Source organism: Kitasatospora sp. NPDC033851 (assembly GCF_055576085.1).
Window position 1 is genome coordinate 254,207 of record NZ_JBVIRL010000006.1, and the last position, 26,888, is coordinate 281,094.

The window sequence follows — 26,888 nt, forward strand, 5'->3', positions numbered from 1 at the left end:
CCACCCCCCGCGCGATCAGGGCGATGACGGCGAACACGGCGACCGTGACACCGACGTAGATGAGATCGGACATGGGCTCCACCAGCGTGGTTCGGGAGATGCCGCGACCTGGCCGTACGGCTCGCGCGGCGCCGGCGGACGACCGGCAGATGCAGCAAACCAGCCGTCAGAGGCGCGTTATCGAGCCCTGACGCCCTCCATACGGGTGACCGCGCCACGTTGACGGGACCTTGACGCGAATGGGTGGTGGGACGGCGAACGGGTGGTGGGGCGGTGTGCAGGTGATGGGACGGCAAACGGGTGGTGGGACGGTGTGCAGGTGGGACGGCGAACAGGTGGGACGGCGAACAGGTGGGACGGCGAACGGCCCCGGGCGGCAGGCTGCCGCCCGGGGCCGTTCACGCGGGTCTCCCCCGGTCACATCCGCATCCGCAGCCGGCAGACCACCGCGTCGGTGTGCCGGCGCAGGGCGCGGTCGATCACGGCACCGCGCCGGTTCTGCAGCGCCCGCTGGAACCAGCGGGCGGGCTCGACCTCGGGGATCAGCACGGTCAGCCGGTCGTAGACGTGCTCCGCCCCGAGCTCGTTGACGAAGTCGGCGATCGGCCGGCCCAGCCGCCGGCGGCCGTCCGGGATCTCCACCAGCGGCACGCCCGGCTGCCACAGCTCCCAGTCCCGGCGCAGCGCCTCGGCCGCGGTCGGCTCGTGCACGACGGTCACCGCCATCACCTCGTCGCCGAGCGAGAGCGCCGCCGACAGGCCGTCCCGGGTGAGCCGGGTGATCGCGGTCACCGGGACGATGACCAGGCTGCGCTGTCGGGTCACCGGGCCGGGTACGCGGCCCAGCTCCAGCCGTTCGCCGATCCGCGCATAGCTGCGGTGGATCGCCTCGAACAGCACCACCAGCAGCGGCAGGGCCACCACGATGCCCCAGGCGCCCTCGGTGAACTTGGTGCCGGTGACGACCAGGGCGGCGACGCCGGTGAGCAGCGCGCCGAAGCCGTTCAGCGCGGCCTTGCCCCGCCAGCCCGCCGGGCGGTGCAGCAGCCAGTGCCGGACCATGCCGACCTGGCAGACGGTGAAGCCGACGAACACGCCGATCGAGAACAACGGCACCAGGCTGTTGACGTCCCCGCCGGAGCCGACCAGCAGCGCCGCCGACACCGCGGCCAGGAACAACACGCCGTACCGGTACACCTGGCGGTCGGCGCGCAGCGCGAACACGTGCGGCAGGTGGTTGTCCCGGGCCAGCAGGTCCATCAGCACCGGCAGCCCGCCGAAGGACGTGTTGGCGGCCAGCCCGAGCAGGACCACGGTGGCGAACTGGACGACGTAGAAGCCGGCGCCGTGGCCGAGCGAGGCGTCGGCGAGTTGGGCGAGCACGGTGACGCCCTCGACCGGCTGGAGGTGGAAGCGCCCGATCAGCACGGCCAGGCCGATCAGCATCACGCCGAGCAGGGCGCCGAGCACGACCTCGGTGTGCTGCGCCCGCTTCACTCGCGGGGCGCGGAAGGAGGGGACGGCGTTGGCCACCGCCTCCACCCCGGTCAGCGCCGAACAGCCCGCCGCGAAGGCCTTGAGCAGTAGCAGCGCACCGACCGTGGTGGCGTTCCCGGCCAGCGCCGAGGCGTGCCCGGCGGCCGCCGCGGTGCTCGCCGGGCCGTCCCGGAACAGACCGACCACGATGATCGCCAGGATCGCGAGGACGAAGACCGCCGTCGGCGCCATGAACCAGCGCGCCGACTCGGCGATCCCCCGCAGGTTCACCGCGGTCACCAGGGCCAGCACACCCAGACAGAGCCAGACCCGCTGGCCGTACAGGCCCGGTACGGCCGAGGTCAGCGCGGCCACGCCCGCGGTCACCGAGACCGCGACGTTCAGGATGTAGTCGATCACCAGCGAGGCGGCCGCGGTCAGCGCCGTCCGGCGGCCCAGGTGCGCCTTGGCCACCGCGTAGGAGCCGCCGCCGTCCGGGAACGCCGCGATCACCTGCCGGTAGGAGGCGACCAGCACCGCCAGCAGGACGGCGATCGCCGCGGTGACCGGCAGCGTGAAGCCCAGCCCGTACGCGCCGGCGGCCGCCAGCACCAGCACGATCGACTCCGGCCCGTACGCCACCGAGGCCATCGCGTCCAGCGACAGCGCCGCCAGTCCGCCGAGCGCGCTGAGCCGGTGCCGCTCGTCGCCCGCGCCGGTATCCGGCGGCTCGGGTTCGGCCGTGACGGCCGGGGTGGTGGTGGCGCTGGACATCGGACGGAACCTCCGCGGTCGGTAGTTGCTCCGATCCTGCGGTCCGTGCGCCCGGCGCCTCCCCGGCCCTACGCGTTCCTGACGCGGCCACGAGCAGCTTTGACGGGCCCTTGACGCGCCCGCCGTCCTGCGTGGAGGGGCTGTTGGCGGGGGTGGGCGAGCCGTTTGTCCCGGCGGGCGCCGGTTGGGAAGACGATCAGCTCAGTCGAAGGACTCCCACCCCCGGGCCCCCACTCTGCTGCCTGACTCACGCAATTGCAAGCAATGTGCAAGAGCTGGGCCCGTCGGCATCCGGGCACGACAAAACAGCCCCTGATCTGCGTTTCCGCAGATCAGGGGCTGTTCTCTATCCTGTGGCTGGTGCAGGGTTCGAACCTGCGTAGCTTACGCGGCAGATTTACAGTCTGCTCCCTTTGGCCGCTCGGGCAACCAGCCAGGATTTTTGCCTTCCGGGGTGTTCGCCCCGTTCGACTTGGTAAACCATACCCGATGCCGGGGGGTGGTTCGCCACTCGATAGGCCTCGCGATGAGGCACGCGATGAGGCACGCGATGATCAAGGATCGCCACGTGCTCGCCGCGGGCGAGGGCGGGGCGGCGCTGGATAGGCTGGGGCGGCGGGCGTCCGGTGGGGCAGCCCTTGTCAGTGCAGCCAGAGCATCAAGGAGACCAACACCCATGGCCGACTCCAGTTTCGACATCGTCTCGAAGGTCGAGTGGCAGGAGGTCGACAACGCGATCAACCAGACCTCCCGTGAGATCGCGACGCGCTTCGACTTCAAGGGCGTGGGCGGCGAGATCAGCCGCTCCGGCGAAAAGATCGAGATGAAGGCCAACGGCGAGGAGCGCGTGCGCGCCATCCTCGACGTGCTGCAGACGAAGTTCGTCAAGCGCGGCCTGTCGCTGAAGGCTCTGGACGCCGCCGAGCCTCAGCTCTCCGGCAAGGAGTACAAGATCTTCGCCAACATCAAGGAAGGCATCACCACGGAGGACGCGAAGAAGGTCGCGAAGATCATCCGTGACGAAGGCCCGAAGGGCGTCAAGGCGCAGGTTCAGGGCGACGAACTGCGCGTCAGCTCGAAGAGCCGCGACGACCTCCAGGCCGTGCAGAACCTGCTCAAGAGCAAGGACCTGGACTTCGCGATCCAGTACGTGAACTACCGCTGATCGCGAACCGCCGCCAGCCACTGGCCTCCGGTCGGCGGGACGAACGGCACGGCCCCGCTCCCCGGTATTTGGGAGCGGGGCCGTTCGTGCCTGCCTCACACGGTCGGGCAGTCGTCCGAACGCAGCCACCGCACGTACGCCGAACCGCGCGCGCCGGCTCAGTCGGCCCCGGCCCAGCTCCCGGTGCTGCGGTGCGCGCCCAGGCCGACCGAGTCGAACTCGTCGACCCGGCCCTCGTCGGTGCGCGCGCCGATCCGCCGCAGGGCTCGGGAGATCGGGAGGCCCTCGGGCGGCTCGGGCTCGAACTCGCCGACGGTGAGCGGGCCGAGGACGATCCGGCCGTTCTCCCAGACCGCGGCGCACTGGGTGCCGCTGCCGCCGAAGTACTCGGCCTCGACGCAGGCGATCGGGCCGGCCTTCGACCAGGCGGCGAGCCGGAGTTCGAAGCCGTCCGCGTACCGGCCGAACCCGGCCCAGCCGGCGGGCTTCCGCACGCTGCCGTCGCCCTGGAGCGCGGTGAGGACGGCGGAGGTGACCGGGATCAGGGCCAGCCCCTGTGCCAGGGGCACCACCCGGGCCGCCGGGACCTCCGCCGCCGCCACCCTCAGCAGCTCCAATGTTCCTATCAGCGCTTGGAGTTCGTAGGCCATGCCGGCCATGGTGTCCCACCGCACTGACAGTCGGCCCGGAATTTATGATTCCGTGCCCAGTCGGAGACCGTAGAGCAGACTGAGCACCGTCAAGCACCGGGCCTCGGCCGCGAACGCCCCGGCGCCGGCGGCCGGTCACCCACTCGGGTGCGTGCCGCATGCGGCGGCCCCGGCACCCGGGTGGACTGGCCGGGTACGGCCCGCCCCGGGGCCCTCCCCCGACTCCCGCGCCGCGGCCGGCACCGGGTGCCGGACGCCCGCCGAGCGGGTCGCCGCCGCCTTCACCGCGGCCGGCCTGCACGACGTCCGCCTGGAGCTTCGCCAACTCGGGGAGGTCTTGAGGGAGTTCAAGGAGTATGGAGTTCCGGCAGAGCCCGTCCGCCCCCAGAGGGAGAACCCGTGCCCCGACCCTTCACCGTCGAGGACTACACCGCCCGGATGGTTCGGGCCGGCGCCGAGGCGACCGCCGCCGGGCTGGCCGGCCTGGTCGTCGCCGCCGGCCCCGACCTGGCCTACCTGTGCGGCTACACGCCGACCGCGATCACCGAGCGGCTGACCACCCTCGTCCTCACCGTCGGGCGCGAACCCACCCTGGTCGTCCCCACGTTGGAGCGCCCGGACGCCGAGAAGGCGGTCGGCGCCAAGGCCGTCCGGCTGCTCGACTGGTCCGACGGCGAGGACCCGTTCGCCACCGCCGGTCCACTGCTCGACCCGGCCGGGCGCTACGGCGTCTCCGACAACGCCTGGGCCATGCACCTGCTCGGCTTCCAGGCCGCGCTGCCCGGCGCCTCGTTCACCTCGCTCACCGAGACCCTGCCGATGCTGCGCGCGGTCAAGGACACCGAGGAGCTGGAGCGCCTGGCTTCGGCCGGCGGCGCGGCGGACGCCGCCTACCGCAGGATCCTGGAGGCAGCATTCGCCGGCCGCCGGGAGACCGACGTGGCTGGCGACCTCGGCGCGCTGCTCATCCAGTACGGGCACAGCCAGGTCGACTTCACGGTGGTCGGCTCCGGCCCCAACGGCGCTGATCCGCACCACGAGGCCGGCGACCGGGTCATCCGAACGGGTGACACCGTGGTGTTGGACTTCGGCGGCCTCAAGGACGGCTACGGCTCCGACACCACTCGGACGGTGCACGTCGGCACGGACGTCCCGGCGGAGGTGCGGAAGGTCCACGACCTGGTCCGGCTCGCCCAGCAGACCGCCTTCGAGGCGGTCCGCCCCGGGGTGAGCTGCCAGGAGATCGACCGGATCGCCCGCCGGGTGATCACCGACGGCGGCTACGGCGAGTACTTCATCCACCGCACCGGCCACGGCATCGGTACGACCACGCACGAACCGCCGTACCTGGTCGAGGGCGAGGAGCAGCCGCTGGTGCCCGGGATGTGCTTCTCGATCGAGCCCGGGGTCTACCTGCCCGGCCGGTTCGGGGTGCGGATCGAGGACATCGTCACCGTCACCCCGACCGGCGGCCGCCGTTTCAACAACACCCCGCACGAGCTGGGCATCGTGGCATGAGCGCGATGCCCGGCACGGCGACCGCGAGGTGGGCCGCGGTACCGACCGCGGCACCGACCGCGAGCTCGGCAGCGAGGCGGGCGGCGAGGCCGGCAGCGGCGCTGACCGGATCCGACGTTCTTACGATCCGGTCATACTTCATCCAGAGTCCTCCAAGTTTCGATTGCTAGTTTCGGTGCGCATGACCAAGACCCTCCGCCCCGCCCCGCCCCCCGTGCGGGCCGAACAACCGCGCCCGGTGCCTCCACCCCGCCCCCGCGTGACGGGCTGGTCGAGACTCCGGTTCCTGGCGTGGCCGCTCTACCTGACCGGCCTCCTCTGGTTCCTGAGCGCCGAGGGCATCCCGGCCGCCAACGACGTGCTGTTCCTCTGGCTGATCGGCGCCCTGCTGACCGCCGCCGTGCACAGCGGGCACGGCCCCCGCGGCTTCCTCCTGGTGCTGCGCGACTGGGTGCCGGTGATGGCCGTGGTCTGGGCGTACTCGCTGCTGCGCGGCTACGGCGCGCACACCCCGTGGGCCCCGCACTGGCTGCCACAACTGCGCTTCGACGAGGCCCTCGGCTTCGGCGAGACCTGGACGGTCCGGCTCCAGCACGCCCTCTACACCCCCGGTTCGCCGCACTGGTACGACTACGCGGCGATCGGCGTCTACCTCTCGCACTTCTTCGTCGTCTTCCTGCTGCTCGCCGCGCTCTGGCGACGCGCGCACCACCGGTTCCGACAGCTGCTCGCCTGCTACCTGACGCTCACCTTCGCGGGCTTCGCCACCTATCTGCTCTTCCCGGCCGACCCGCCGTGGCTGGTCGCCCAGGACGGCAACCTGCCGCACGTGACCCGGGTGGTCTGGGAGGTCATCTCGGTGAGCGGGCTGCCGCAGGCCGACTCGCTGCTGGAGAACGGCAGCCAGTTCGCCAACGATGTCGCCGCGATGCCCTCGCTGCACTCCGCCTACCCGGCGATGCTGCTGTTCTTCTTCTGGCCCACCGTCCGGCCCTGGCTGCGGGCGGTGCTGGTCGCCTATCCGCTCGCGATGACGTTCACCCTGGTCTACGGCGCGGAGCACTTCATCATCGACGTCTTCGTCGGCTGGGCGTACGCGGCCGCGGTGGTCTTCGGCCTGCGGTGGCTGCGCTGCCGCCGTACGGCGCCGGCGGAGGGCACGGCACACTTGGCCGGGTGAAGCCGCACACGCCGATGAAGCCCACCGCCGAACAGCTGCTGGCCGCCAAGGACACCACCATCCCGGACATCACCGGGCCCGGGCTGCGGGTGCTGTTCTGCGGCATCAACCCGGGCCTGTGGTCCGGCGCCACCGGACACCACTTCGCCCGGCCCGGCAACCGCTTCTGGCCCGCGCTGCACCGCTCCGGCTTCACCGGGCGCCAGTACCGGCCGGACGAGCAGGAGCAGCTGCTCGCGCTCGGCCTGGGGATCACCAACGTCGCCCCGCGCACCACCGCCAAGGCGGACGAGCTGACCGCCGAGGAACTGCGCGAGGGCGGTGCCGCGCTCCGCGACCGGGTGCTGCGGCTGCGCCCGCGGGCCCTGGCCGTCCTCGGCATCGGCGCCTACCGGACGGCCTTCGGGCAGCGACGGGCCGCGATCGGCCGCCAGCCGGAGGGCATCGGCGACACCGAGGTGTGGGTACTGCCCAACCCCAGCGGCCTCAACGCGCACTACACCCTGGACGCGTTGGCCGGGGAGTTCCGCAAGCTCAGGGAGGCCGTCGAAGCCATCGAGGGCGGCGGGGTCGGCGGGGGCGGCGAGGGCGGCGGGGGCGAAGGGGACGCGGCAGCCGTCGAGGGCTGAGCCGCCGTCGCGGGCTGGGCGGCTGCCGAGGGCCGGGCGGAGGTGAGCCCCGCCGGCAGCGGGACCTCGCGCAGCTCGCGGATCAGCGCCCGGACGGCGGCCGCCCCGGCCAGCTCGGGCGTGGTGACGTACCCGACGAAGCGGCTGGGCGGGCGCGGCCCGAGGTCGGTCACGGCGAGGCCGGCCGGGGCGCCGAGCAGCGCCGTCCGGGGCATGATCGCCATGCCGATGCCCTGGGCGACCAGCGAGAGGGCGACCGTGTCGTCCTCCACGTCCACGGTCGCGGGCGGGATCCAGTCCTGCCGCTGCCACCAGTCCCGGGTGTACGAGCCGCAGTTCTCGTCCCAGTCGACCAGCGGGAGCTCGCGCGGCGCCGGGTGGCCCTGCGGATGCGCGAGCGCGTACGTCTCCTCGTACAGGCGCGCCGCGACCAGGCCCGGGACGGGCGGCGGGCCGCTTGCGTCCAGGGTGGCGAGCCCGAGGTCGGCGCGGCCGTCGGCGACCTCCCCGGCGGTGCCGCGGCCGATCTCCCGGACGATCCGGACGTGCGTGCCGAGCCCGGGGTGGCGCTCGGCTAGCCGGGCCAGGACGGGCGGCAGCAGGTGGGCGGCGGCGCTGCGGAAGGCGGCGATCCGCAGCGTGCCGGTCAGCGGCCCCTCCGTTCCGGCACTGCGCACCTCGGGACCCATGGCGTCCAGCAGCCGCAGGATCCGGCGGGCGTACGCCAGGGCCCGGAGGCCGGCGTCGGTGGGGCGCGCGCCGTGGCGGCCGCGGTCGAACAGCACCGCGCCGAGCTTCCGCTCGCAGGCCCGCACGGCGTGCGAGACGGCGGACTGGGTGGTGTCCAGGCGGCCGGCGGCCGCCGTGAAGCTCCGCTCCTCGTCGACGGCGACGAGGGTCCGCAGCTCGTGCGGGGCGAGATCGGTCATGCGCCCGAATCTAGTCCCCGATCCATCGATCCCGTTCATGGAAGCCGCCGTTCCATCGACGTGAGCCCCTGCCCGACCGCTCCCCCGCTTCCTACGGTGATCACGTCCCGCCCGTCCTCACCCGTCCGGAGCGCCCCGATGTCCCGCCCCACCGCCCACGCCGTCCACCTGGTCTCCCGCCCCGACGGCGCGCCGACCGCCGAGAACTTCGCCTTCGTCGAGGAGGCCGTCCCGGCGCTCGCGGCGGGCGAGGCCCTCGTCGAGAACCTCTACCAGTCCGTCGACCCGTACATGCGGGAGGAGATGAACGAGGGCGGCTGGGAGCTGCACGCCCCGCTGGAGGGCCGCACCCTCGGCCGGGTGGTGGAGTCCCGGGCCGACGCCCTGCCCGTCGGGGCGCTCGTCCACCACCGCCAGGCCTGGCGCACCCACTCGGTGGTCACCGCCGAGCGGGCGAGCCTGCTGCCCGACTTCGCCGGGGTCCCGCTCAGCGCCCACCTGTCGGTGCTCGGCGGCACCGGCCTGTCCGCCTGGGTCGGCCTGACCCGGATCGCCCGGCTCCAGCCCGGCGAGACGGTGTTCGTCTCGGCGGCCGCCGGCGGCGTCGGCACCGCCGCCGGACAGCTCGCCCGCCTGCTCGGTGCCGGACGGATCGTCGGCAGCACCGGCTCCGCCGCCAAGGCCGCCCGCCTCACCGCGCACCTCGGCTTCGACGCCGCCTTCGACTACCACGACGGCCCGATCGCGGAGCGCCTGCGCGAGGCCGCCCCCGAGGGGCTGCACGTCTACCTGGACAACGTCGGCGGCGACCACCTGGAAGCCGCCATCGGCGCCCTGCGCGACCACGGCCGGATCGCCTGGTGCGGCGCCGTCGCCCAGTACGACCGCCCGCAGGACCCGCCGGCCGCGCCGCGCAACCTCTACGACGTGGTCGGCAAGAGCCTGCGGCTGGAGGGCTTCCTGGTCCGCAACCACCTCGACGCCCGGCCCGAGCTGTACGACTTCCTCGTCCCGCACCTGCGGTCGGGCGCCGTCGTCCCGGACGAGACGATCGTGGACGGCTTCGACCGCGTGGTGGACGCCTTCCTCGGCATGCTGCGCGGCGCCAACACCGGCAAGATGCTGGTCCGGATCGCCGACTGAGCCCTCCACCGACTGAGCCCTTCGGCGGGACGGACGGGCGGCAGGGCGGAGCGGCCAGGCGGCGGGGCGGACGGGCGGCGGGGCGGACGGGCGGCGGGGCGGGCCTCGGGATCACCCCGGCAGTACGGCCAGCTCGAAGGCGGCGAGCCGGGCCGGGTCGGCGACCACCTCGTAGCCGGCCACCCGGCCGTCCGCGACCGCCACCCGCAGCACCAGCCGCAGCCGCCCGGCCGGCGCGATCAGGATGCCCGGCACCCCGTCCACCAGGGCCACCGCGCCGTGGCGGGCCCGGCGGCCGAAGACCGTGGTCTCCCGGGCGACCGTCGCCGCGCCGCGGGCCACCAGGGCGCGGCCGGGCGGCAGCGCGGCCGGGTCGGCCCGGCGCACCACGTCCGGGGCCAGGACGGCCAGCAGCCCGGCCAGGTCCCCGTCCCGGGCGGCGGCCAGGAAGGCCTCCACCACCCGCCGGTGCCCGGCCAGCGGCTCCGGGGGCAGCGCGGCCGTGCCCCGCACCCGCTGCCGGGCTCGGCTGGCCAGCTTCTTGGCGGCCACCGGGGTCCGTCCGACGATCGGCGCGATCTCCTCGAAGGGCACCGCGAAGCCGTCGTGCAGCACGAAGGCGACCCGCTCGGCCGGGCCCAGCCGGTCCAGCACCACGAGCAGCACCCGGCCCACCGACTCGACCAGCAACGCCTCCCGCTCCGGGTCCGCGCCACCGCCCGCCGCGTCCGGCAGCGCCTCGCCGGTCGGCTCCTCGCGGCGCGCGGCGCGGGCCCGCAGCAGGTCCAGGCAGATCCGGGAGACCACGGTGGTCAGCCAGCCGGGCAGGTTGTCGATCTCCGCCGGGTCGGTCCGGGCCAGCCGCAGCCAGGCCTCCTGCACGGCGTCCTCGGCCTCGCCGGTCGACCCGAGCATCCGCTGGGCGATCGCCCGCAGCCGCCCGCGCTCGGCCTCGAACCGCGCCGCCGCGCCTGCGGCCGCCGCTCCGCCGGTGATCGCGTCCCCGGCCGCCGCTCCGCTGGTAATCGCGTCCCCGGCCGGCGCTCCCTCGGTGATCGCTCCCGAAATCCCGTCCCGGTCCATCGGTCACCTTTCCTCGGCCCGGCTCGTCACCGCTATGACGATCCGTCCTTCCCCGAGGTGACCAGGAGACCACCATGACCTCCACCACGCTGCTCCACCTGGACTCCAGCATCAGCCCGGCCGGCTCGGTCAGCCGCGCCCTGACCGGCCGCTTCGCCGCCGCATGGCGCGCCCGGCACGGCAGCGCCGCCCGGCACCGCTACCGCGACCTCGCCGCCGACCCGGTGCCCGCGGTGCGCGCCGGTTACGACAGCCTCGGCCGACGGACCGAACGCAAGGGCCCGCTCCCGCCGGCGGACGTCGCCGCGCTGGTCGAGAACCCGGACGAGGCGCGCGAGTGGGCGCTCAGCCGGCCGCTGATCGAGGAGCTGCGGGCCGCCGGCACCCTGCTGCTCGGCAGCCCGATGTACAACTTCACCGTCTCGACCGGCCTCAAGGCGTGGATCGACCGGGTCTCCTTCCCCGGCGCCTTCCTCGACCCGGACACCGGCGAGCGGCTGCTGCGCGGCACCCGCGTGGTGGTCGTCGCCGTCCGCGGCGGCGGCTACGGGCCGGGCACCCCGCGCGAGCACTTCGACTTCCAGCTCCCGTACCTGCGGGCGTACTTCGGCAGCCTCGGAATCGCCGAGGAGAACCTGCACGTCGTCACCGCCGAGCTCACCCGGGCCGTGGACGTTCCCGCGCTGAACGGCCTGGAGCCGCTCGCCGCCGAGTCGCTGGCGGCGGCCGAGGCCGCCGTCGACGAACTGGCCGCGACGCTCTGAGCCCGGCGGCAGGTTCGTCCACTACAGCGGGGTGACGGCCTTCAGCACCAGCAGCAGGGCCACGGCGGCGTTGAGCGCGCACAGCGCCGACGCCGCCGTCCCGATCGCGGCGACCATCGCCGCCAGGCCCGCCGGGGTCTTGGCCGGCGGCCAGTTGCGGGAGGTCGGCACCGGGCCGAGCAGCGCGGCGACCCGGCGCGGCACCGGACCGGCCGCCGCGGTCGGGGCGGCGAAGGCCGCGAAGCCGGGCGCCGGGGCGGCGTGCGAGACCAGGGCCGCCCGGGCCACCGCCCGCGCGGTGATCCGGCGGTCCCCCACGGCCTGTGCCGAGTCCTCGTCCGCCCACCGCTCCGCGCTGTACGCCACCGCGTCCTGCAGTGGCCGCAGGAAGGGGTTGACGCAGGCGGCGAGCTGGGTGGTCAGCAGGTACCGGTGGTGACGGTGGCGCAGGTGCGCCCGCTCGTGGGCGAGCAGGGCCTCCCGCTCGTCCGCCGCCAGGCCGTCCAGCATCCCGGTGGACACCACCACCCGCCCGGGCGAGCCGGGCAGCGCGTAGGCGTACGGGCTGCGGTCCGGCAGCACCGCGAGGTCACCGGTCGGCCCGGGCCGCGCGGGCAGTCCGGACAGCGCCCGCCGGGCCCGGGCGCGCACCCGCAGGTGCCGGACGAGCGTCCGGGCGCAGGCGAGGCCCACCAGCGCCAGCAGCCACATCGCGGCCGTGCCGACCGTCTCGTGGTACGGCAGCGCGGCCCGCACCTCCGGGTCTGACCAGCTGTCCGGGAGCGGGTTGCCGGGGATCTGCGCGGTGCCCACCACGCCGATCAGCCCGAGGCAGAGCACGCTGCACACCGCCATCACCGCGCTGATCACGGTCATCAGCCGGGCCGCGCCGCGCGGGTGCAGGTGCTGCTCGGTCAGGCGCGCGATCGGAACCGCGGTGAGCGGCAGGATGAGCGGGAGGAAGACGAAGAAGCCCACGGGTCAGCTCTCGCGGTCGGTCGCCGCCGGATCGGCGGAGGCGGCGTCGAGCAGCGCCCGCAGCAGTTCCTCGTCGTGCGGCAGCAGCGCAGTGACGAAACTGGCCAGGACGGCGTCCCGGTCGGCCTCCCCGTCGAGCATCCGGCGCATCCGCAGCGCCGCCAGCCCGGCGGCGTCGGAGGAGGCCAGCCACAGGTAGGAGCGGCCGGAGCGGGACCGGGAGACGGCGTTCTTGGCGTGCAGCCGGGACAGGATGGTCATCACCGTGGTGTACGCCAGGTCGCCCTCCAGGCGTTCCTGGACCCACCCCGCGCTGGCCGGGCCGGGCGCCTGCTGGAGCACCGCCAGCACCTGCGCCTCCAGCTCGCCCTGGCCGCGTCGTCGGGCCGGCGCTTCCCCGGCCGCCGGGGCGTGCCTCTCGTCTGCCATGACGGCCCACTCCCTCCGGATGCCGCGCCCGGACCGACGGGCACGGCTTCATCCTAACGAGCGGAGGGCTGCTCCGAAGCGGTCAGTGCGCGGCTCCGGGGCCGTACGGGCGGCGGCGTTCGCGGCGGCGTTCGCCGTGGCGTCAGCCGTGGCGTTCGGCGTCCCCCGCGCCGCTGCCCGCTCAGGTCCGGGCCCGCTGGGTCACCGCGATGCAGACCAGCACCACCACCGCCGTGACCGGCGCGGCGGCCGGCAGGTGCTCGCCGAGCAGGAGCACCGACCAGACCAGCGTCAGCAGCGGCTGCCCGAGCTGCAGCTGACTGGCCCTCGGCACGCCGATCCCGGCCATCCCCCGGTACCAGAGCACGAACCCGCCGAACTGCGACACCGCCGCGACGTACGCCAGCCCGGCCAGCGCCTTCGGCCCGAGCTGCACCGGCTCGGTGGCCAGCCCGAACGCCGAGGTCAGCAGCGTCACCGGCAGTGCGGCCAGCACCGCCCAGGCGATCACCTGGGCGCCCGGGAGGTCCCGGGAGAGCCGCCCGCCCTCCGCGTACCCGGCCGCGCAGATCACCAGCCCGACGAACAGGTAGAGGTCGGCGACGGTCGGCCGGCCGTGGCTCTGCAGCAGGGTGAAGGCCAGGACGGCCACCGCCCCCGCCAGCGCGGCCGCCCAGAACGCCCGGGACGGCCGGCGGCCGGTGCGCAGCGCCGCGACCACCGCGGTGGCCAGCGGCAGGACGCCGATCACCACCGCCGAATGGGCGGTCGAGGAGGTGCGCAGGGCGAGCGTGGTCAGCAGCGGGAAGCCGAGGACGCAGCCGACCGAGACCACCAGCAGGGCGGGCCAGTGCCGCCGCTGCGGCAGCGGGGCGGCGGCGGCCAGCAGGTAGAGCGCGGCCAGCGCCCCGGCCAGGACCCCGCGCAGGCCGGTCGAGGTCCACGGGCCGAAGCCGGTCAGGGACCACGCGGTGGCCGGGAAGCTGAGCGAGAAGGAGGCCACCCCGAGGGCGGCGAGAGCGGTGCCGGAGGCCGCGCCGCGCTGCGGTGCTATCGCCCGGAGCTGGGTAGCGCTATCTTGTGCCGTCATGAACGAGCGTAGCAGTGTGACCGAACTCGCCGACACCCTGCGGCGGGAGGTCGAGCGCTACCCGGAAGGACGGAAGCTGCCCGCCAGCCGGGCGCTGATGGAACGCCACCAGGTCAGCCCGGTGACGGTCTCCCGGGCCATCGCGGTCCTCGTCGCCGAGGGACTGGTGGTCTCCAGGCCCGGCGCCGGGGTCTTCCGGGCGGCGGCCTTCGCCGCGGCCCCGACCGCCCCCGCCGCACCGCCCGGCCGCACCGGCGACCTCTCCTGGCAGGAGATCGCGCTCAGCGCCGACTCCGGCCCCCGCGACCTGATCGCCGCCCCGGTCCTCGCCACCCTCCGGGTGCCGCCGCCCCACGTCATCGACCTCAACAGCGGCTACCCGCACGCCTCACTGCTGCCCGAACGCCTGCTGGCCACCGCCCTCGCCCGGGCCGGCCGGCGCCCCGGTGCCTGGGACCGCCCACCCGTCGACGGCCTCACCGAGCTGCGCGGCTGGTTCGCCCGCGACATCGGCGGCCACGGCGGGCCGATCGGCGCCGGAGACGTCCTGATCACCTCCGGCGGGCAGGGCGGGCTCACCGTCGCCATGCGCTCGCTGGCCGCGCCCGGCGCGCCGGTCCTGGTGGAATCGCCGACGTACCCGGGCATCCTGGCGGTCATCCGGGCCGCCGGGCTGCGGCCCGTCCCCGTCCCGATCGACGCCGACGGCGTCCGCACCGACCTGCTGGCGGACGCGTTCGCGGCCACCCGGGCCCGGGTCCTCGTCTGCCAGCCGCTGTTCCAGAACCCCACCGGCGCGGTGCTCTCACCCTCACGGCGGGAGGAGGTCCTGCGGATCGCCCGGGCGGCCGGGGCCTTCGTCGTCGAGGACGACTTCGCCCGGCTCCTGGTCCACGCGGACGCCCCCGCGCTGCCGCGCCCGCTCGCCGCCGACGACCGGGACGGGGTCGTGGTGCACCTGCGCTCGCTCACCAAGGCCGCCTCCCCCAACCTGCGGATCGGCGCCCTCACCGCCCGCGGCCCCGCCCTGGCCCGGCTGCGGGCCACCCAGGTGGTGGACAGCTTCTTCGTGCCCCGGCCGCTCCAGGAAGCGACGCTGGAACTGGTCGCCGACCCCGCCTGGGCCCGCCACCTGCGCACCCTCGGCACCGAACTGCGCGACCGCCGCACCGCCGCCGTCGCCGCCCTGCACCGCGAGCTGCCCGGCCTCCTCACCATCCACCGCCCCGGCGGCTACCACCTGTGGCTGCGCCTCCCGGACGGCACCGACGACGGCGCCCTCACCGCCGCCGCCCTGCGCACCGGCGTCCAGATCACCCCCGGCCGCCCCTACCACCCCGCCGAACCCCAGGCGCCCCACGTCCGCCTCAGTTACGCCGCCGCGGAGAGCCCCGCCCGGGTGGCCGAGGGCATCCACCGCCTCCGACTGGCCTACGAGGAGACCGCCGGCTGAACCCGGGTGGCGCAGGGGCCCGCCCAGGCCTCGCCGCGCCCCCTGACCCCTGCAACCGCGGGTGGCGGTCGGCTACCGCCCGTACCCCGCCATCCGCTCCAGGCGGGCGATGCGCTCCGCCATCGGAGGGTGGGTGGAGAAGAGCCTGGCGCCGGCCTCGCCGGGGCGGAAGGGGCTGGCGATCATCATGTGGCTCGCCGTCTGGAGCTGCGGCTCGGGCGGCAGGGGGAGCCGGCGGGTGCCGTCGTCGAGCTTCCGGAGGGCGCCGGCGAGGGCGAGCGGGTCGCCGGTGATCCGGGCGCCGTCGGCGTCGGCCTGGTACTCGCGGGAGCGGCTGACCGCCATCTGGATCAGTCCGGCCGCGAGCGGTCCGAGGATCATGATGGCGAGCACCCCGAACAGCCCGGGCCCGTCGTCGTCCTCGTCGCGCCCGAACGGGATCAGCCAGGCGAAGTTCACCAGGAACATCACCACCGAGGCGAGCGCCCCGGCGACCGAGGAGATCAGGATGTCCCGGTTGTAGACGTGGCTCAGCTCGTGCCCGAGCACGCCCCGCAGCTCGCGCTCGTCCAGGAGCCGCAGGATGCCCTCCGTGCAGCAGACCGCCGCGTTGCGCGGGTTGCGGCCGGTGGCGAAGGCGTTGGGGGCCGGGGTCGGGGAGATGTAGAGGCGGGGCATCGGCTGGCGGGCGGCCGTGGAGAGCTCGCGCACGATCCGGTACAGCTGCGGCGCCTCGAACTCGCTGACCGGCCGGGCCCGCATGGCGCGCAGCGCGATCCTGTCGCTGTTCCAGTAGGCGTAGGCGTTGGTCCCGAGGGCGATCAGCAGGGCGATCACGAAGCCGGTGCGGCCGAAGAAGCTTCCGATCACCAGGATCAGCGCGGAGAGGCCACCGAGCAGGACGGCGGTCCTCAGTCCGTTGTGCCGGCGGTGCACGTCAGGCCCTCCATTGGTGCGGTGGGGAAGCCCTTGCCTCGTCCCTCTTGCCCGGTCAACGGGCGGGGCCTGGGACCTTGTTCCCTTGTGACCGACGCGACACCGCCGCGCCGCTGCACTGCCGCACCGCCGCACCGCCCCGCCGGGGCGGGCACCGGCTCAGAACAGCGAGCCGCCCGCGACCTGCAGGACCAGCTGGGGCGCCACCGACAGGACCACCGCGACCGAGGCGGTGAGCCCCAGGGTCGCGGTCAGGCTCGCGGGCAGGCGCTGCTCGGCCTCGACCACGGCGCCGCCCGCCGGCCGGTCCGCCGCCGGGGCGAACAGCCGGGCCGTCCACAGCAGGTAGTAGTACAGGGCGACGACCACGTTGGCGGCCATCACCACGGCCAGCCAGCCCAGCCCGGCGTCGACGGCCGCGCGGAACACCACGACCTTGCCGAACAGGCCGATCACGCCCGGCGGCAGTCCGGCCAGGCAGAGCAGGAAGAAGGCGAGTGCCAGCGCCGTCCAGCGGCGGCGGGCGAACAGGCCGCGGAAGTCGTCCACGCTGGTCCCGGCCCGGCGGCCGACCGCCGCGACCACCGCGAAGGCGCCGAGGTTCACCACGCCGTAGATCAGCGCGTACGCGGCGGTGGCGCCGAGCTGGTCGCTCCCGGTGGGCGCGTAGCCGGCCGCGGCGAGCGGCACCAGCAGGTACCCGGCCTGGCCGACCGAGGACCAGGCGAGCAGCCGCACCGCGCTGTACCGGGTGTCGAAGCGCTGCCGCAGCGCGCCGACGTTGCCGACGGTCATGGTGACGGCGGCCAGCACCGCGAGCGCCGCCCCCCAGGTGTGCGCGTACGGCCGGAAGGCGATGGTGGTGGCGAGGGCGAGCCCGGAGAGCCCGGCCGCCTTGCCGACCACCGACAGGTAGCCGGCCACCGGCAGCGGTGCGCCGGTGTAGGTGTCGGGCACCCAGAAGTGGAACGGGACTGCGGCGACCTTGAACGCGAAGCCGACCAGGGTCAGCACCGCGCCCGCCTCGGCCAGCGGCTTGAGCTGCGCGGGGGCGTGCTCCAGGCCCTGGGCGACGGCGGCGAGGTGCAGGCTGCCGCTCGCCGCGTAGACGAAGCCGATGCCGAGCAGCATCACGGCGGTCGCGGTCACGGAGGAGACGAAGAACTTGAGCGCGGCCTCCGCGCCCCGGCCGTCCCGGCGCAGCGCGACCAGGGCGAAGGCGGGCAGCGAGGCGACCTCCAGGGCGATCACCAGGGTGGCGAGGTCGCGGGAGGCGGGCAACAGGGCGGCGCCGGTGGCGCTGGAGAGCAGCAGGAACCAGTACTCGCCGCGGGGCAGCTTCTCGTTCTCGACGGTGTGGGCCGAGAGCAGCGCCGCGATCAGCGCGCCGCCGAGGACGAGCAGCTGGAACACCAGGGCGAAATGGTCGGCGACGTAGGAGCAGCCGGCGTTGTCAGTGCCGCCTGCTACGTTCTGCACACAGAAGGTCGCTCGGGGTGACCCACCGGTGAGGGGAAGAAGCGCGATGAGGGCGAGGGCGAGTCCGGCCACGGTGAGGCGGCCGAGCCACTTCTTGTGCCGCTCGGGCAGGAACAGGTCCGTGACCAGCACGGCGAGGGCGGCCACGGCGGCGATCAGCGGGGGCGCGATCGCCACCCAGTCCACGGACTGGATCAGGCTGCCCGGGTTGGCTACGGCGAGGGAGGTCACAGTGTGCTGCCCCGTGGAGTGAGGTCCGAGTGCGGCGGTCTGGGCTGCGAGCACGGTCAGCCACCCCCGAGGAGGTGCTTGACGGCGGGGTTCGAGAGGCCGAGCAGCAGCGCGGGCCAGAGGCCGGCGAGCAGGGTGAGCGCGGCCAGCGGCGTCCAGCTGACGGCCTCGTACGGGCGCAGGTCGGCCACCTCGGCCACCGGCGCGGGCTGCTCGGGGTCACCCATGCAGACGCGCTTGACGACGATCAGCAGGTAGGCGGCGGTGAGGAGGGTGCCGAGGCCGGCCAGGACCATGTAGGTGACGAAGGCGGGGCGCGACAGGGCGTCGGCCGGGTCGAACGCGCCGAACATGGCGAGCAGCTCGCCCCAGAAGCCGGCCAGGCCGGGCAGGCCGAGGCTGGCGACGGCGGCGAAGGCGAGCAGCGCGCCGAGTCGCGGCGCCCGGCCGTACAGGGCGGCGCCGGTGGCGCCGGAGAGGGTGTCGAGGTCGGCGGTGCCGTAGCGGTCCTTGAGCGCACCGACGACGAAGAACAGCAGGCCGGTGATCAGGCCGTGGGCGATGTTGGCGAACAGTGCGCCGTTGACGCCCACCGGGGTGAGGGAGGCGATGCCGAGCAGCACGAAGCCCATGTGGCCGACGGAGGAGTACGCGATCAGGCGCTTGAGGTCGCCCTTGGATCCGGGGCGGGCCAGCGCCAGGCAGGCGAGTGATCCGTAGACGATGCCGACGGCCGCGAAGGCGCCCAGGTAGGGGGCGAGCGTGGCGGTGCCGTCCGGCACGACCGGGAGGAGGACGCGGACCAGACCGTACGTGCCCATCTTCAGCAGCACACCGGCGAGCAGCACCGAGCCCACCGTCGGGGCGGCGGTGTGCGCGTCGGGGAGCCAGCTGTGCAGCGGCCAGGCGGGGGCCTTGACGGCGAGCCCGACCAGGATCGCCAGCGCGGCGATCACCTGGGTGGTGTGGCTCAGTCCGCTGCCGTGCGCGGCGGCCAGGGCCTGCATGTCGAAGGTGCCGGCCTTGCTGCCGATCAGCAGGAAGCCGAGCAGCATCACGGCCGAGCCGAGCAGCGTGTAGAGGATGAACCGGTTGGCGGCCGGGGCCTTCGCGCCGCTCCCCCAGCGGGCGATCAGGAAGTACATCGGGATCAGCACGATCTCGAAGGCCAGGAAGAAGAGCAGGAGGTCCAGCACCGCGAAGGTGGCGAGCATGCCGACTTCGAGGAGGAGGAACAGCCCGACGAAGGCCTGCGCGGACGGACGGGGCTCATCGGGGACTCCGCCCCGGGCCTCCCCGTTCGGCAGCCGCTTCTCCGAGTACAGCGCGCAGAGGAAGGTGAGCAGCGCGGTCAGCACGATCAGCGGCAGCGAGATGCCGTCCACGCCGAGGTGGAGGCGCACGTGCAGGGCCGGGATCCAGGACACGTCGGTGGTGGCCTGCATCCGGGCGGGTTCGTCGTGGTCGAAGCCGGCCGCGAGGGCGACGGTGAGCAGGAGCACCGCGCCGGTGACGACAGTGTTCAGCCGCAGCGCCCGCCGGTCGGCGGCGGCCCGGTCCGGCCCGAACACCGGCGCCAGGGTGAGCGCGGCGCCGAGCAGCGGCAGCACCAGGAGGGCGATGAGGACTGCGTTCATCGGGGGCTCCTACGTGCGGCGGTCGAGGGGACGGAGGTGAAGGACAGCACCGGCTACACCGCCACCAGGACGGCCAGCAGGACGACGGCGGCCAGCAGGGCGCTGAGGTAGGTCTGCGCGTTGCCGGTCTGCGCGAGCCGGACGGCCCGGCCGAGCAGGTTGGCGCCGATCCCGCTGCCCTGCACGTAGCCCTCGACGACCTCGCGGTCGAGGAAGCGGACCAGCCGGGCGGCGGCAACAACCGGTCGGACGAACAGCGCCTGGTACAGCCGGTCGACGCCGAAGCCGTGCCGGGCAGGGCCGAACAGCGGGCCGAGCAGGGTGCGCCCGGGGTCGGCGACGATCACCTCGGCGGCCGGCGCTCCGGCCTGCTCGGGCACCCGGCCGGCGGCGGCCGGAGCCGGCCTGCCGGTGCCCAGCCGGGCGGTCGCCGAGCGCCAGGCGCCGTACGCCGCGAGCACGCCGACCACGGCGAGCCCGGTGCCGGTGACGGCGGTGACCCCGGTGGGTCGCAGCGAGCCGCCGTCCAGCAGCGCGGGCAGCCAGTCCGAGCGCAGGCCGGCGATGCCGAAGCCCATGGTCGGGACGGCGAGCACCCAGAGCGGCCAGCGCATCGCGGGCGGCTCGGTGCTGCCCGGGTCGGCCTCGTCCAGCTCGGGCGAGTACGGCGCGTCGGCCTCGTGGTCGGCCACGACAGTGGCCCGGTCGGCGGCGGGCAGCACCTGCGGTGCGGCAGCGGCGGCACCGGCCGGGCTGTGGAACGCCACCAGGAAGAGCCGGGTCGCGTACGCGGCGGTGAGCAGCGCGGTGAGCGCGGCGGAGATCAGCACGATCCACCCGGCGACCTGCGGCACCGCCGAGGCCGGGCCGAGCCCGTTGGTGAGCGCCTCGCCCTTGGCGGCGTGCTCGGCGGCGGTCAGCACCGCCTCCTTGCTGAAGAAGCCGGAGAACGGCGGCAGCCCGATCAGGGCGATCAGCGCGATGCCCATCGTCCAGTAGGCGTCCGGGACGCGCTTGCGCAGCCCCGGGATCCGGGACATCGCGGAGATCGAGTTGGTGTGCGCGGCGTGGATCACCACACCGGCGGCCAGGAACAGCAGTGCCTTGAACGCGCCGTGGCTGACCAGGTGGAAGACGGAGGCCTCGCGGTCGCCGCTGGCCAGCGCGCCGGCCATGTAGCCGAGCTGGCCGACGGTGGAGTAGGCGAGCACCCGCTTGAGGTCGTCCTGGGCGAGCGCGCACAGCGCCGAGCCGATCATCGTCACGGCGGCCATCACCGCGAGCACGACCAGCGCCGCGCCGGACAGCAGGAAGACCGGCATCAGCCGGGCGACCAGGTAGATGCCGGCCGCGACCATGGTGGCGGCGTGGATCAGCGCGGAGACCGGCGTGGGGCCGGCCATGGCGTCCGGGAGCCAGGTGTGCAGCGGGAACTGCGCGCTCTTGCCGGCGACCCCGGCGAGCAGCAGCAGCGCGATCAGCGTCGGGTGCCCGAGCTTGCCCTCGCCCGCGGCGGCCAGCACGTCCGTGATCCGGAAGCTGCCGGCGTCCGCGCCCAGCAGGAAGATCCCGAACAGGAAGGGCACGTCGCCGAGCTTGGTGACCAGGAAGGCCTTGAGCGAGGCCGAGCGGGCGTCCGCGCTCTCCCAGTGGTGGCCGATCAGGAAGTACGAGCAGAGGCCCATGACCTCCCAGCCGACCAGCAGCACGATCAGGTCGCCCGAGTAGACCACCAGGAACATCGCCGCGGTGAACAGCGAGACCAGCGCCGCGTACGAGGGGTAGCGCGGGTCCTGCTTCAGGTACGCGGTCGAGTAGACCTGGACGCAGGTGGCGACCAGGCCGACGAGCACCGAGATCAGCGAGCTGAAGCCGTCCAGGTGGAGGGCGAGCGTGATGTCCGGGCCGCCGGTCGGGGTGAGCCGGGTGGCCGCGTCGAGGGTCTGGCCGGTGCCGAGCTGGAGGGCGACCACCAGGGCGAGCACGGCCGAGACGGAGACCGGGACGATCGCCAGCGGCCGGGCCAGCCCGGGCGCCTTCTTGCCGGTGGCCAGGGTCGCGGCCGCGCCGAGCGCGGGCAGCACGGGGACGAGTACGGGCAGGGCGAGGTTCATGCGGCGGCCTGGCCCTTCAGCGCCTCGGCTCCGGTCGGCGTCTCCTCGGCGGCGAGCGACTCGGCCGGGTCGCCGAGCGCGGTGGCCCGGTCGATGTCCGCCGTGCCCCGGGCCCGGAACAGCAGCAGGACGATGGCGAGCCCCAGCCCGATCTCGGCGGCGGCGACGGTGATGGTGAACAGGGTGAGCGCCTGTCCGGCGTGCAGCGAGTCGCGCAGCCAGGCGTCGAAGGCGACCAGGTTGAGGTTGACGGCGTTGAGCATCAGCTCGACCGACATCAGTACCAGGACGGCATTGCGCCGGGCGAGCACGCCGTACACGCCGACGCTGAACAGCAGCGCGGCGAGGACGACGGGGTAGGCGAGGTGCATCAGCTCTTCTCCTCCGGCTCGGCGGAGGCCGACTCGGCGGCGGCCTGCTCAGCGGCGGCCTGCTCGGCGGCGGCCGGCGCGGCCGGCTTGGGCGCGGTCGCGGCGACCGTCCCGTTGGACCCGACCGGCCGTCCTGCGCGCAGCTTGCCCGCCCGGGGCACCGGCACCCGCCGCTTGTCCCCGCGCGACAGCACGATCGCGCCGACCAGCGCCGCCAGCAGCAGGACGGACAGTGCCTCGAAGGGCAGCACCCAGTTCCGGAACAGGCTCGCCCCGGTGACGGCGGCGGAGCCGCCGCCCGCGCCGAGGTCGATCCAGGAGGTCCGGAAGGCGTCGACGACCAGCGTGACCAGCGTCCCGGCCGAGGCCAGCGCCACGACCAGGGCCACCCAGCGGTTCTTGGAGTCGGCGTCCGGCGAGCGCCTGATCGGCGCCTTGGTGAGCATCAGCCCGAACAGCACCAGGACGACCACCGAGCCGAGGTAGATCAGCACCTGCACCCAGGCGATGAACTCGGCCGTGAGCAGCAGGAACTCCACCGCCAGCCCGCCGAGCGCGACGACCAGCCAGAGCGCGGCGTGCACCAGCTGCTTGGTGGTGACGGCGACCACGGCCGAGCCGAGCACGGCGATGCCGACCAGCAGGAAGACGATCTCCTGCCCGGTCGGGGACAGGAACGAACGGGCGGCCGGCTCCAACGAGCCGGTCGCCGCGAGAAGCGTGGCGGCGGTACTCATGCGTCGTCACCCTTCTCTTCCAGCGCCGCGGCGGCTGCGGCCAGCTTGTCCGCGGCCTTGCGCGCGGTGGCGATCTCCTTGGGGTCCTCGGCCGCCGGGTCCAGCGCCGGCGGCGCCGGGACGGTCCACATCCACTCGCGGAGCTTGTCCCGCTCGTGGGTCAGCTCGTGGATGTCCGTCTCGGCGTACTCGAACTCCGGCGACCAGAACAGCGCGTCGAAGGGGCAGACCTCGATGCAGATCCCGCAGTACATGCAGAGCGAGAAGTCGATGGCGAACCGGTCCAGCACGTTGCGGGTGCGGGCCCGGGCGTTCGGCTCGGCGGCCGGCAGCGTCTCCTTGTGGGAGTCGATGTAGATGCACCAGTCCGGGCACTCGCGCGCGCAGAGCATGCACACCGTGCAGTTCTCCTCCAGCAGCGCGATGACGCCGCGCGAACGCGGCGGCAGCACCGGCTGCACGTCGGGGTACTGCGCGGTGACGCTCTTCTTCGTCATCGTCCGCAGCGTCACGGCCAGCCCCTTGGCGAGGCCGATACCCGGAAAACTCATGAGATCGCCACCTTGATGATGCCGGTGAGGGCCAGCTGGACCAGGGCGAGCGGGATCAGCACCGTCCACGCGAAGCGCATCAGCTGGTCCTCGCGCAGCCGCGGGTAGGTGACCCGCAGCCAGATGACCACGAAGGCCAGCGCGAAGGTCTTGAGGATCATCCAGAGCCAGCCGAGCTGGTCCGCCATCGGCCCGTGCCAGCCGCCCAGGAAGAGCACCGCGGTCAGCGCGGACACCACCAGGATGCCCACGTACTCGGACAGCAGGAACAGCGCGAACCGCAGACCGGTGTACTCGGTGTACGCGCCGAAGATGATCTCCGAGTCGGCGACCGGCATGTCGAACGGCGGGCGCTGCAGCTCGGCCAGACCGGCCGTGAAGAACACGAACGCGCCGATGACCTGCCAGGGCAGCCAGTACCACTGCCAGGAGTCCACGATCCCGGGCAGCGAGAGGGTGCCCGCGGCCATCGCCACCGAGGCCGCCGCCAGCACCATCGGCAGCTCGTACGACATCAGCTGCGCGGCCGTGCGCAGACCGCCGAGCAGCGAGAACTTGTTCGCCGAGGCCCAGCCGGCCATCAGCTTGCCGATCACGCCGACGCCCATCACGGCCAGCACGAAGAACAGCCCGGCGTCGATCGCCTGGCCGACGAAGCCGTTCGGGCCGACCGGGATCGCCAGCAGGACGAAGAGGTACGGCAGCAGCGAGACGGCGGGCGCCAGCTGGAAGATCCGGCGGTCCGCCCCGGCCGGGACGATGTCCTCCTTCTGCGCGAACTTCACGCCGTCCGCGACGAGCTGTGCCCAGCCGTGGAAGCCACCCGCGTACATCGGGCCGAGCCGGCCCTGCATGTGCGCCATGACCTTGTGCTCGGTCTGGCCGATGACCAGCGGGACGACCAGGAAGACCACGAGGGTGGCGACGCAGCGCAGCACGGTGTCGAGCAGGTTCACGCGCCGTCTCCGTCCCGGTCGGCCGGGGCGGCCGCCGTCTCGTCCTTCTGCTCCGGCTCGCCGGGCTGCTCCGCGGGCTCGTCGCCCGACGGCGCCGGGGGCCGGTCGCCCGACGGCTTCTCGTCGTGGGCCGGCACCGGGTTGTGCCAGGGCGCGTCGGAGGACGAGGGCCGCGCGGGGGCCGGACGCTCCGGCGCGGCCTCGTCGGCGGTCTGGCTGACCGACCCGTCGGAGACCGACCGGACTCGCCGCGGCCGGTCCGCCCGCACCGCGGGCGTCTCCTCGGCGGGAACGGCGGGAGCACCGGAAGCGGGAGCGGGAGCACCGGAAGCAGCGGGAGCGGCGTCGGAAGCGGCCTGGCTCGCCGAGCCCTCCGCCACCGAGCGCGTCCGCCGCGGCCGGTCGGCCCGTACGGGCGCGCCCTCGGCGGCGCCACCGGCGGCACCGGTGGCACCGGCAGCAGGGGCGGCGCCACCGGCGGCAGCGGCCGCCCGGGGCGTGCGCGCCGCCGCGCCCGCCGCCCGCGCACCGCGCGCGGGCCGCTCGGCGACCGGCGGCAGGGTGCCCTTGAGCGGCCCCCACTCGTTCGGGTCCGGCACACCGGCCGGCTGCATCTTGCGCCGGGCCGGGCCGCCGCCGTGGTCCGACTCGCCCGGCTCCTTGGCGCCCGGCCAGTCCTTGGCGACCCGGGCGGCGAGCACGAACTCCTTGCGCAGCGGGTGCCCCTCGAAGCCGTCCGGCAGCAGCAGGGTGGCCAGGTAGGGGTGCCCGGGGAAGTCGATGCCGAACATCTCGTGCGTCTCGCGCTCGTGCCAGCCGGCACCGGCGTAGACGGAGACGGCGGTCGGCAGTGCCGCCTTGTCGCGCGGCACCTTGGTGCGCAGCGCGAGGTGCCGCACGCCCGGTGCCTCGACGGCGGCCAGGTGCGCGACCACGGAGAAGCCCTCGGCGAGTTCGTCGACGGCGCTCAGCCAGTCGAAGAAGCCCAGGCCCAGGACGTCCCGGGCGTTGGTGAGCGCCTCGATCCAGTTCTCGGCCGGGACGTCGACGGTGATCAGCCCGTACGCCTCGGCGCCGGTCGCCCACTCCCCGACCGACGCCGCGTACTGCTCGGCCGTGGTCACGAGGCCCCTCCCTCACTCGAAGGCCCGGCCTCACTCGAAGACCCGGCCGAAGACCCGGCCTCGGAACCGGCCGCAGCCGTGGGCCCCGCCACCAGCGGGCGGCGCAGCGCCGCCGCGGGCGCGGTGTACCGGTCGGGCAGGGACTCCTCGGCGATCTTCTCCTGCAGCTTGAGGATGCCCTGGAGCAGCGCCTCGGGCCGGGGCGGGCATCCGGGCACGTAGACGTCGACCGGGATGATCTGGTCCACGCCCTTGGTGACCGAGTACGAGTCCCAGTAGGGCCCGCCGGAGTTGGAGCAGGCGCCGAAGGAGATGACGTACTTCGGCTCGGGCATCTGCTCGTAGAGCCGCTTGACGGCCGGGGCCATCTTGTCGGTGACCGTCCCCGAGACGATCATCAGGTCCGCCTGACGGGGACCCGGCGCGAACGGGATGACGCCCATCCGGATGAAGTCGTGCTTGGCCATGGACGCGGCGATGAACTCGATCGCGCAGCAGGCCAGGCCGAAGTTGAAGCACCAGAGGCTGTAGCGGCGACCCCAGTTGAGCACCACCTTGACCGGGTCCGGCGCGAGCCGGGCCAGCGGTCCGATGCCGCGGCGCTCGACGGCGCCGGGGCGGGCGGGGTCCGGCAGTCCGAGCGGGACGGGACCGCCCTGGGCGCCGTGCGAGTGGGAGTGCGTCACGTCCATTCCAGAACGCCCTTCTTCCAGGCGTAGAGCAGCCCGACTGCGAGGAAGCCGATGAAGAGGAACATCTCGATCAGCGTTCCGGCGCCGTACCCGGCGGTGGCGAAGACGGTCGCCCACGGGAACAGGTAGATCGCGTCGACCGCGAAGATCACGTACAGGAAGGCGTACACGTAGTAGCGGATCTGGGTGTGCGCCCAGTCCTCGCCCACCGGGTCCACGCCGCACTCGTAGGCGAGGAGCTTCTCGGGCGAGTAGACCACCGGCCGCAGCAGGCGGTTGGCGGTGAACGCCACGGCGACGAACAGCACCCCGACGACGGCCAGCACGCCCATCGCGGCGTACGCGTCGAAGTAGCCGCTGCCGACCGCCGGGTCGGCCGCGACGACAGCCGCGTGCTGCCCCTCCATGCCTTCGCCTCCACCTCGGCCGTGAATCCGCCCCTCAAGGCAGTTCTACGACGTTTCCTCTCACGGTCATAACCACGGTCGTCACCGCGGTCCTGACCACGGTCCCGACCACGGTCTCAACCGGGATCACAACCATGGCCAATGCGTGAGTCTAAGGGGACGGCTCGGCTCCACCCGAACCCTGCCCGTTCCGCAAGACGGCCCGTGGACACCCCGGTGAACGCCCGGCGTCCGGGACGGGGGTGGGGATAACCCCCGGCCGGGAAGATGTATCACCCCCATGGCACCCACCGCCCCCGGTTGGAGAAGCTTGGTCCAGTCGCACGATCAAGAGGACGGTAGATCCGGATGAAGCCGCTGCACCGCCGCGCCGAGGACACCATCGATGAGCA

At 74.0% G+C, this 26,888-nt stretch carries 24 protein-coding genes, 1 tRNA gene and 1 pseudogene; 7 read left to right on the forward strand and 19 right to left on the reverse strand.

The window, feature by feature from the left end; all coding sequences use genetic code 11:
• Positions 1 to 417: 417 nt before the first annotated feature.
• Together ACZ51D_RS14760 and ACZ51D_RS14765 are read right to left on the reverse strand one after the other, a co-directional pair.
• A complete protein-coding gene (locus ACZ51D_RS14760; RefSeq protein WP_360495437.1) occupies positions 418 to 2,250 on the reverse strand; it encodes an APC family permease in 1,833 nt (610 codons plus the stop codon).
• Positions 2,251 to 2,604: 354 nt separating this feature from the next.
• Positions 2,605 to 2,685: transfer RNA gene (locus ACZ51D_RS14765), tRNA-Tyr, on the reverse strand.
• A gap of 241 nt (positions 2,686 to 2,926) precedes the next feature.
• Between ACZ51D_RS14765 and ACZ51D_RS14770 the strand changes: the two genes are divergently transcribed.
• Positions 2,927 to 3,415 carry a YajQ family cyclic di-GMP-binding protein gene (locus tag ACZ51D_RS14770; protein ID WP_360496056.1) on the forward strand — a complete coding sequence of 163 codons (489 nt, stop codon included), beginning with the start codon at positions 2,927 to 2,929 and terminating at the stop codon, positions 3,413 to 3,415.
• 158 nt (positions 3,416 to 3,573) lie between these two features.
• Here ACZ51D_RS14770 and ACZ51D_RS14775 read toward each other — a convergent pair whose 3' ends face one another.
• A complete protein-coding gene (locus tag ACZ51D_RS14775; protein WP_465616094.1) occupies positions 3,574 to 4,065 on the reverse strand; it encodes a hypothetical protein in 492 nt (163 codons plus the stop codon).
• A gap of 438 nt (positions 4,066 to 4,503) precedes the next feature.
• On the opposite strand from ACZ51D_RS14775, the gene ACZ51D_RS14780 reads away from it, so the two are divergent.
• The 3 genes from ACZ51D_RS14780 to mug all read left to right on the forward strand — a co-directional run bounded on the left by ACZ51D_RS14780 (position 4,504) and on the right by mug (position 7,392).
• Positions 4,504 to 5,583 carry a M24 family metallopeptidase gene (locus ACZ51D_RS14780; protein ID WP_465616368.1) on the forward strand — a complete coding sequence of 360 codons (1,080 nt, stop codon included), beginning with the start codon at positions 4,504 to 4,506 and terminating at the stop codon, positions 5,581 to 5,583.
• Between the two features lie 181 nt (positions 5,584 to 5,764).
• A complete protein-coding gene (locus tag ACZ51D_RS14785) occupies positions 5,765 to 6,763 on the forward strand; it encodes a phosphatase PAP2 family protein (RefSeq protein ID WP_465616092.1) in 999 nt (332 codons plus the stop codon).
• A gap of 14 nt (positions 6,764 to 6,777) precedes the next feature.
• Positions 6,778 to 7,392: a G/U mismatch-specific DNA glycosylase gene (gene mug, locus ACZ51D_RS14790; protein ID WP_465662522.1), complete on the forward strand. Its 615-nt coding sequence runs from the start codon at positions 6,778 to 6,780 to the stop codon at positions 7,390 to 7,392.
• Between the two features lie 68 nt (positions 7,393 to 7,460).
• Here mug and ACZ51D_RS14795 read toward each other — a convergent pair.
• Positions 7,461 to 8,321, reverse strand: a pseudogene (locus ACZ51D_RS14795) (LysR family transcriptional regulator); the annotation flags it as partial.
• A gap of 138 nt (positions 8,322 to 8,459) precedes the next feature.
• Between ACZ51D_RS14795 and ACZ51D_RS14800 the strand changes: the two are divergent.
• A complete protein-coding gene (locus ACZ51D_RS14800; protein ID WP_465662450.1) occupies positions 8,460 to 9,464 on the forward strand; it encodes an NADP-dependent oxidoreductase in 1,005 nt (334 codons plus the stop codon).
• Between the two features lie 111 nt (positions 9,465 to 9,575).
• Here ACZ51D_RS14800 and ACZ51D_RS14805 read toward each other — a convergent pair whose 3' ends face one another.
• Positions 9,576 to 10,547, reverse strand: a complete 972-nt coding sequence (locus ACZ51D_RS14805) for a sigma-70 family RNA polymerase sigma factor (protein ID WP_465662452.1) — start codon at positions 10,545 to 10,547, stop codon at positions 9,576 to 9,578.
• 74 nt (positions 10,548 to 10,621) lie between these two features.
• Between ACZ51D_RS14805 and ACZ51D_RS14810 the strand changes: the two genes are divergently transcribed.
• Positions 10,622 to 11,311 (forward strand): FMN-dependent NADH-azoreductase, encoded by a 690-nt coding sequence (locus tag ACZ51D_RS14810; protein WP_465662453.1) that lies wholly within the window; start codon positions 10,622 to 10,624, stop codon positions 11,309 to 11,311.
• A gap of 21 nt (positions 11,312 to 11,332) precedes the next feature.
• On the opposite strand, the gene ACZ51D_RS14815 is transcribed toward ACZ51D_RS14810, so the two are convergent.
• From ACZ51D_RS14815 to ACZ51D_RS14825, 3 genes are all read right to left on the reverse strand, one after another.
• Complete coding sequence (locus ACZ51D_RS14815) at positions 11,333 to 12,289, reverse strand: M48 family metalloprotease (protein ID WP_360495460.1); 957 nt, start codon at positions 12,287 to 12,289, stop codon at positions 11,333 to 11,335.
• A gap of 3 nt (positions 12,290 to 12,292) precedes the next feature.
• Positions 12,293 to 12,718, reverse strand: coding sequence for a BlaI/MecI/CopY family transcriptional regulator (locus tag ACZ51D_RS14820; protein ID WP_360495463.1), 426 nt, complete (start codon positions 12,716 to 12,718; stop codon positions 12,293 to 12,295).
• A 181-nt stretch (positions 12,719 to 12,899) separates the two neighbouring features.
• Positions 12,900 to 13,808 carry a DMT family transporter gene (locus ACZ51D_RS14825; RefSeq protein ID WP_465616084.1) on the reverse strand — a complete coding sequence of 303 codons (909 nt, stop codon included), beginning with the start codon at positions 13,806 to 13,808 and terminating at the stop codon, positions 12,900 to 12,902.
• Here ACZ51D_RS14825 and ACZ51D_RS14830 point away from each other — a divergent pair.
• Positions 13,807 to 15,261 (forward strand): aminotransferase-like domain-containing protein, encoded by a 1,455-nt coding sequence (locus tag ACZ51D_RS14830; protein WP_465662455.1) that lies wholly within the window; start codon positions 13,807 to 13,809, stop codon positions 15,259 to 15,261. The genes ACZ51D_RS14825 and ACZ51D_RS14830 overlap by 2 nt on opposite strands.
• 72 nt (positions 15,262 to 15,333) lie before the next feature.
• Here the strand turns inward: ACZ51D_RS14830 and htpX are convergent, their stop codons facing one another.
• The 11 genes from htpX to ACZ51D_RS14885 all read right to left on the reverse strand — a co-directional run bounded on the left by htpX (position 15,334) and on the right by ACZ51D_RS14885 (position 26,496).
• Positions 15,334 to 16,197: a zinc metalloprotease HtpX gene (gene htpX, locus ACZ51D_RS14835; protein WP_465662457.1), complete on the reverse strand. Its 864-nt coding sequence runs from the start codon at positions 16,195 to 16,197 to the stop codon at positions 15,334 to 15,336.
• Positions 16,198 to 16,356: 159 nt separating this feature from the next.
• Positions 16,357 to 17,907 carry an NADH-quinone oxidoreductase subunit N gene (locus tag ACZ51D_RS14840; protein WP_465616078.1) on the reverse strand — a complete coding sequence of 517 codons (1,551 nt, stop codon included), beginning with the start codon at positions 17,905 to 17,907 and terminating at the stop codon, positions 16,357 to 16,359.
• 56 nt (positions 17,908 to 17,963) lie between these two features.
• The gene (locus tag ACZ51D_RS14845) at positions 17,964 to 19,544 is read right to left on the reverse strand and encodes a complex I subunit 4 family protein (protein WP_360495477.1); all 1,581 of its coding nucleotides are present in this window, start codon (positions 19,542 to 19,544) and stop codon (positions 17,964 to 17,966) included.
• Positions 19,545 to 19,597: 53 nt separating this feature from the next.
• A complete protein-coding gene (locus ACZ51D_RS14850) occupies positions 19,598 to 21,658 on the reverse strand; it encodes an NADH-quinone oxidoreductase subunit 5 family protein (protein ID WP_465616075.1) in 2,061 nt (686 codons plus the stop codon).
• Positions 21,655 to 22,029: an NADH-quinone oxidoreductase subunit NuoK gene (gene nuoK, locus ACZ51D_RS14855; protein ID WP_360495483.1), complete on the reverse strand. Its 375-nt coding sequence runs from the start codon at positions 22,027 to 22,029 to the stop codon at positions 21,655 to 21,657. The genes ACZ51D_RS14850 and nuoK overlap by 4 nt, the downstream gene beginning before the upstream one ends.
• Complete coding sequence (locus ACZ51D_RS14860; RefSeq protein ID WP_465662459.1) at positions 22,029 to 22,766, reverse strand: NADH-quinone oxidoreductase subunit J family protein; 738 nt, start codon at positions 22,764 to 22,766, stop codon at positions 22,029 to 22,031. The genes nuoK and ACZ51D_RS14860 overlap by 1 nt, the downstream gene beginning before the upstream one ends.
• Positions 22,763 to 23,317 (reverse strand): NuoI/complex I 23 kDa subunit family protein, encoded by a 555-nt coding sequence (locus ACZ51D_RS14865; protein ID WP_465616071.1) that lies wholly within the window; start codon positions 23,315 to 23,317, stop codon positions 22,763 to 22,765. Before ACZ51D_RS14865 ends, ACZ51D_RS14860 begins: the two co-directional genes overlap by 4 nt.
• Complete coding sequence (gene nuoH, locus ACZ51D_RS14870; protein WP_465616069.1) at positions 23,314 to 24,273, reverse strand: NADH-quinone oxidoreductase subunit NuoH; 960 nt, start codon at positions 24,271 to 24,273, stop codon at positions 23,314 to 23,316. Before nuoH ends, ACZ51D_RS14865 begins: the two co-directional genes overlap by 4 nt.
• Complete coding sequence (locus ACZ51D_RS14875; RefSeq protein WP_465662460.1) at positions 24,270 to 25,397, reverse strand: NADH-quinone oxidoreductase subunit C; 1,128 nt, start codon at positions 25,395 to 25,397, stop codon at positions 24,270 to 24,272. The genes nuoH and ACZ51D_RS14875 overlap by 4 nt, the downstream gene beginning before the upstream one ends.
• Positions 25,394 to 26,089, reverse strand: a complete 696-nt coding sequence (locus ACZ51D_RS14880) for an NADH-quinone oxidoreductase subunit B (protein ID WP_465616065.1) — start codon at positions 26,087 to 26,089, stop codon at positions 25,394 to 25,396. The genes ACZ51D_RS14875 and ACZ51D_RS14880 overlap by 4 nt, the downstream gene beginning before the upstream one ends.
• Positions 26,080 to 26,496, reverse strand: a complete 417-nt coding sequence (locus ACZ51D_RS14885; RefSeq protein WP_465616063.1) for an NADH-quinone oxidoreductase subunit A — start codon at positions 26,494 to 26,496, stop codon at positions 26,080 to 26,082. Before ACZ51D_RS14885 ends, ACZ51D_RS14880 begins: the two co-directional genes overlap by 10 nt.
• Between the last annotated feature and the right edge of the window lie 392 nt (positions 26,497 to 26,888).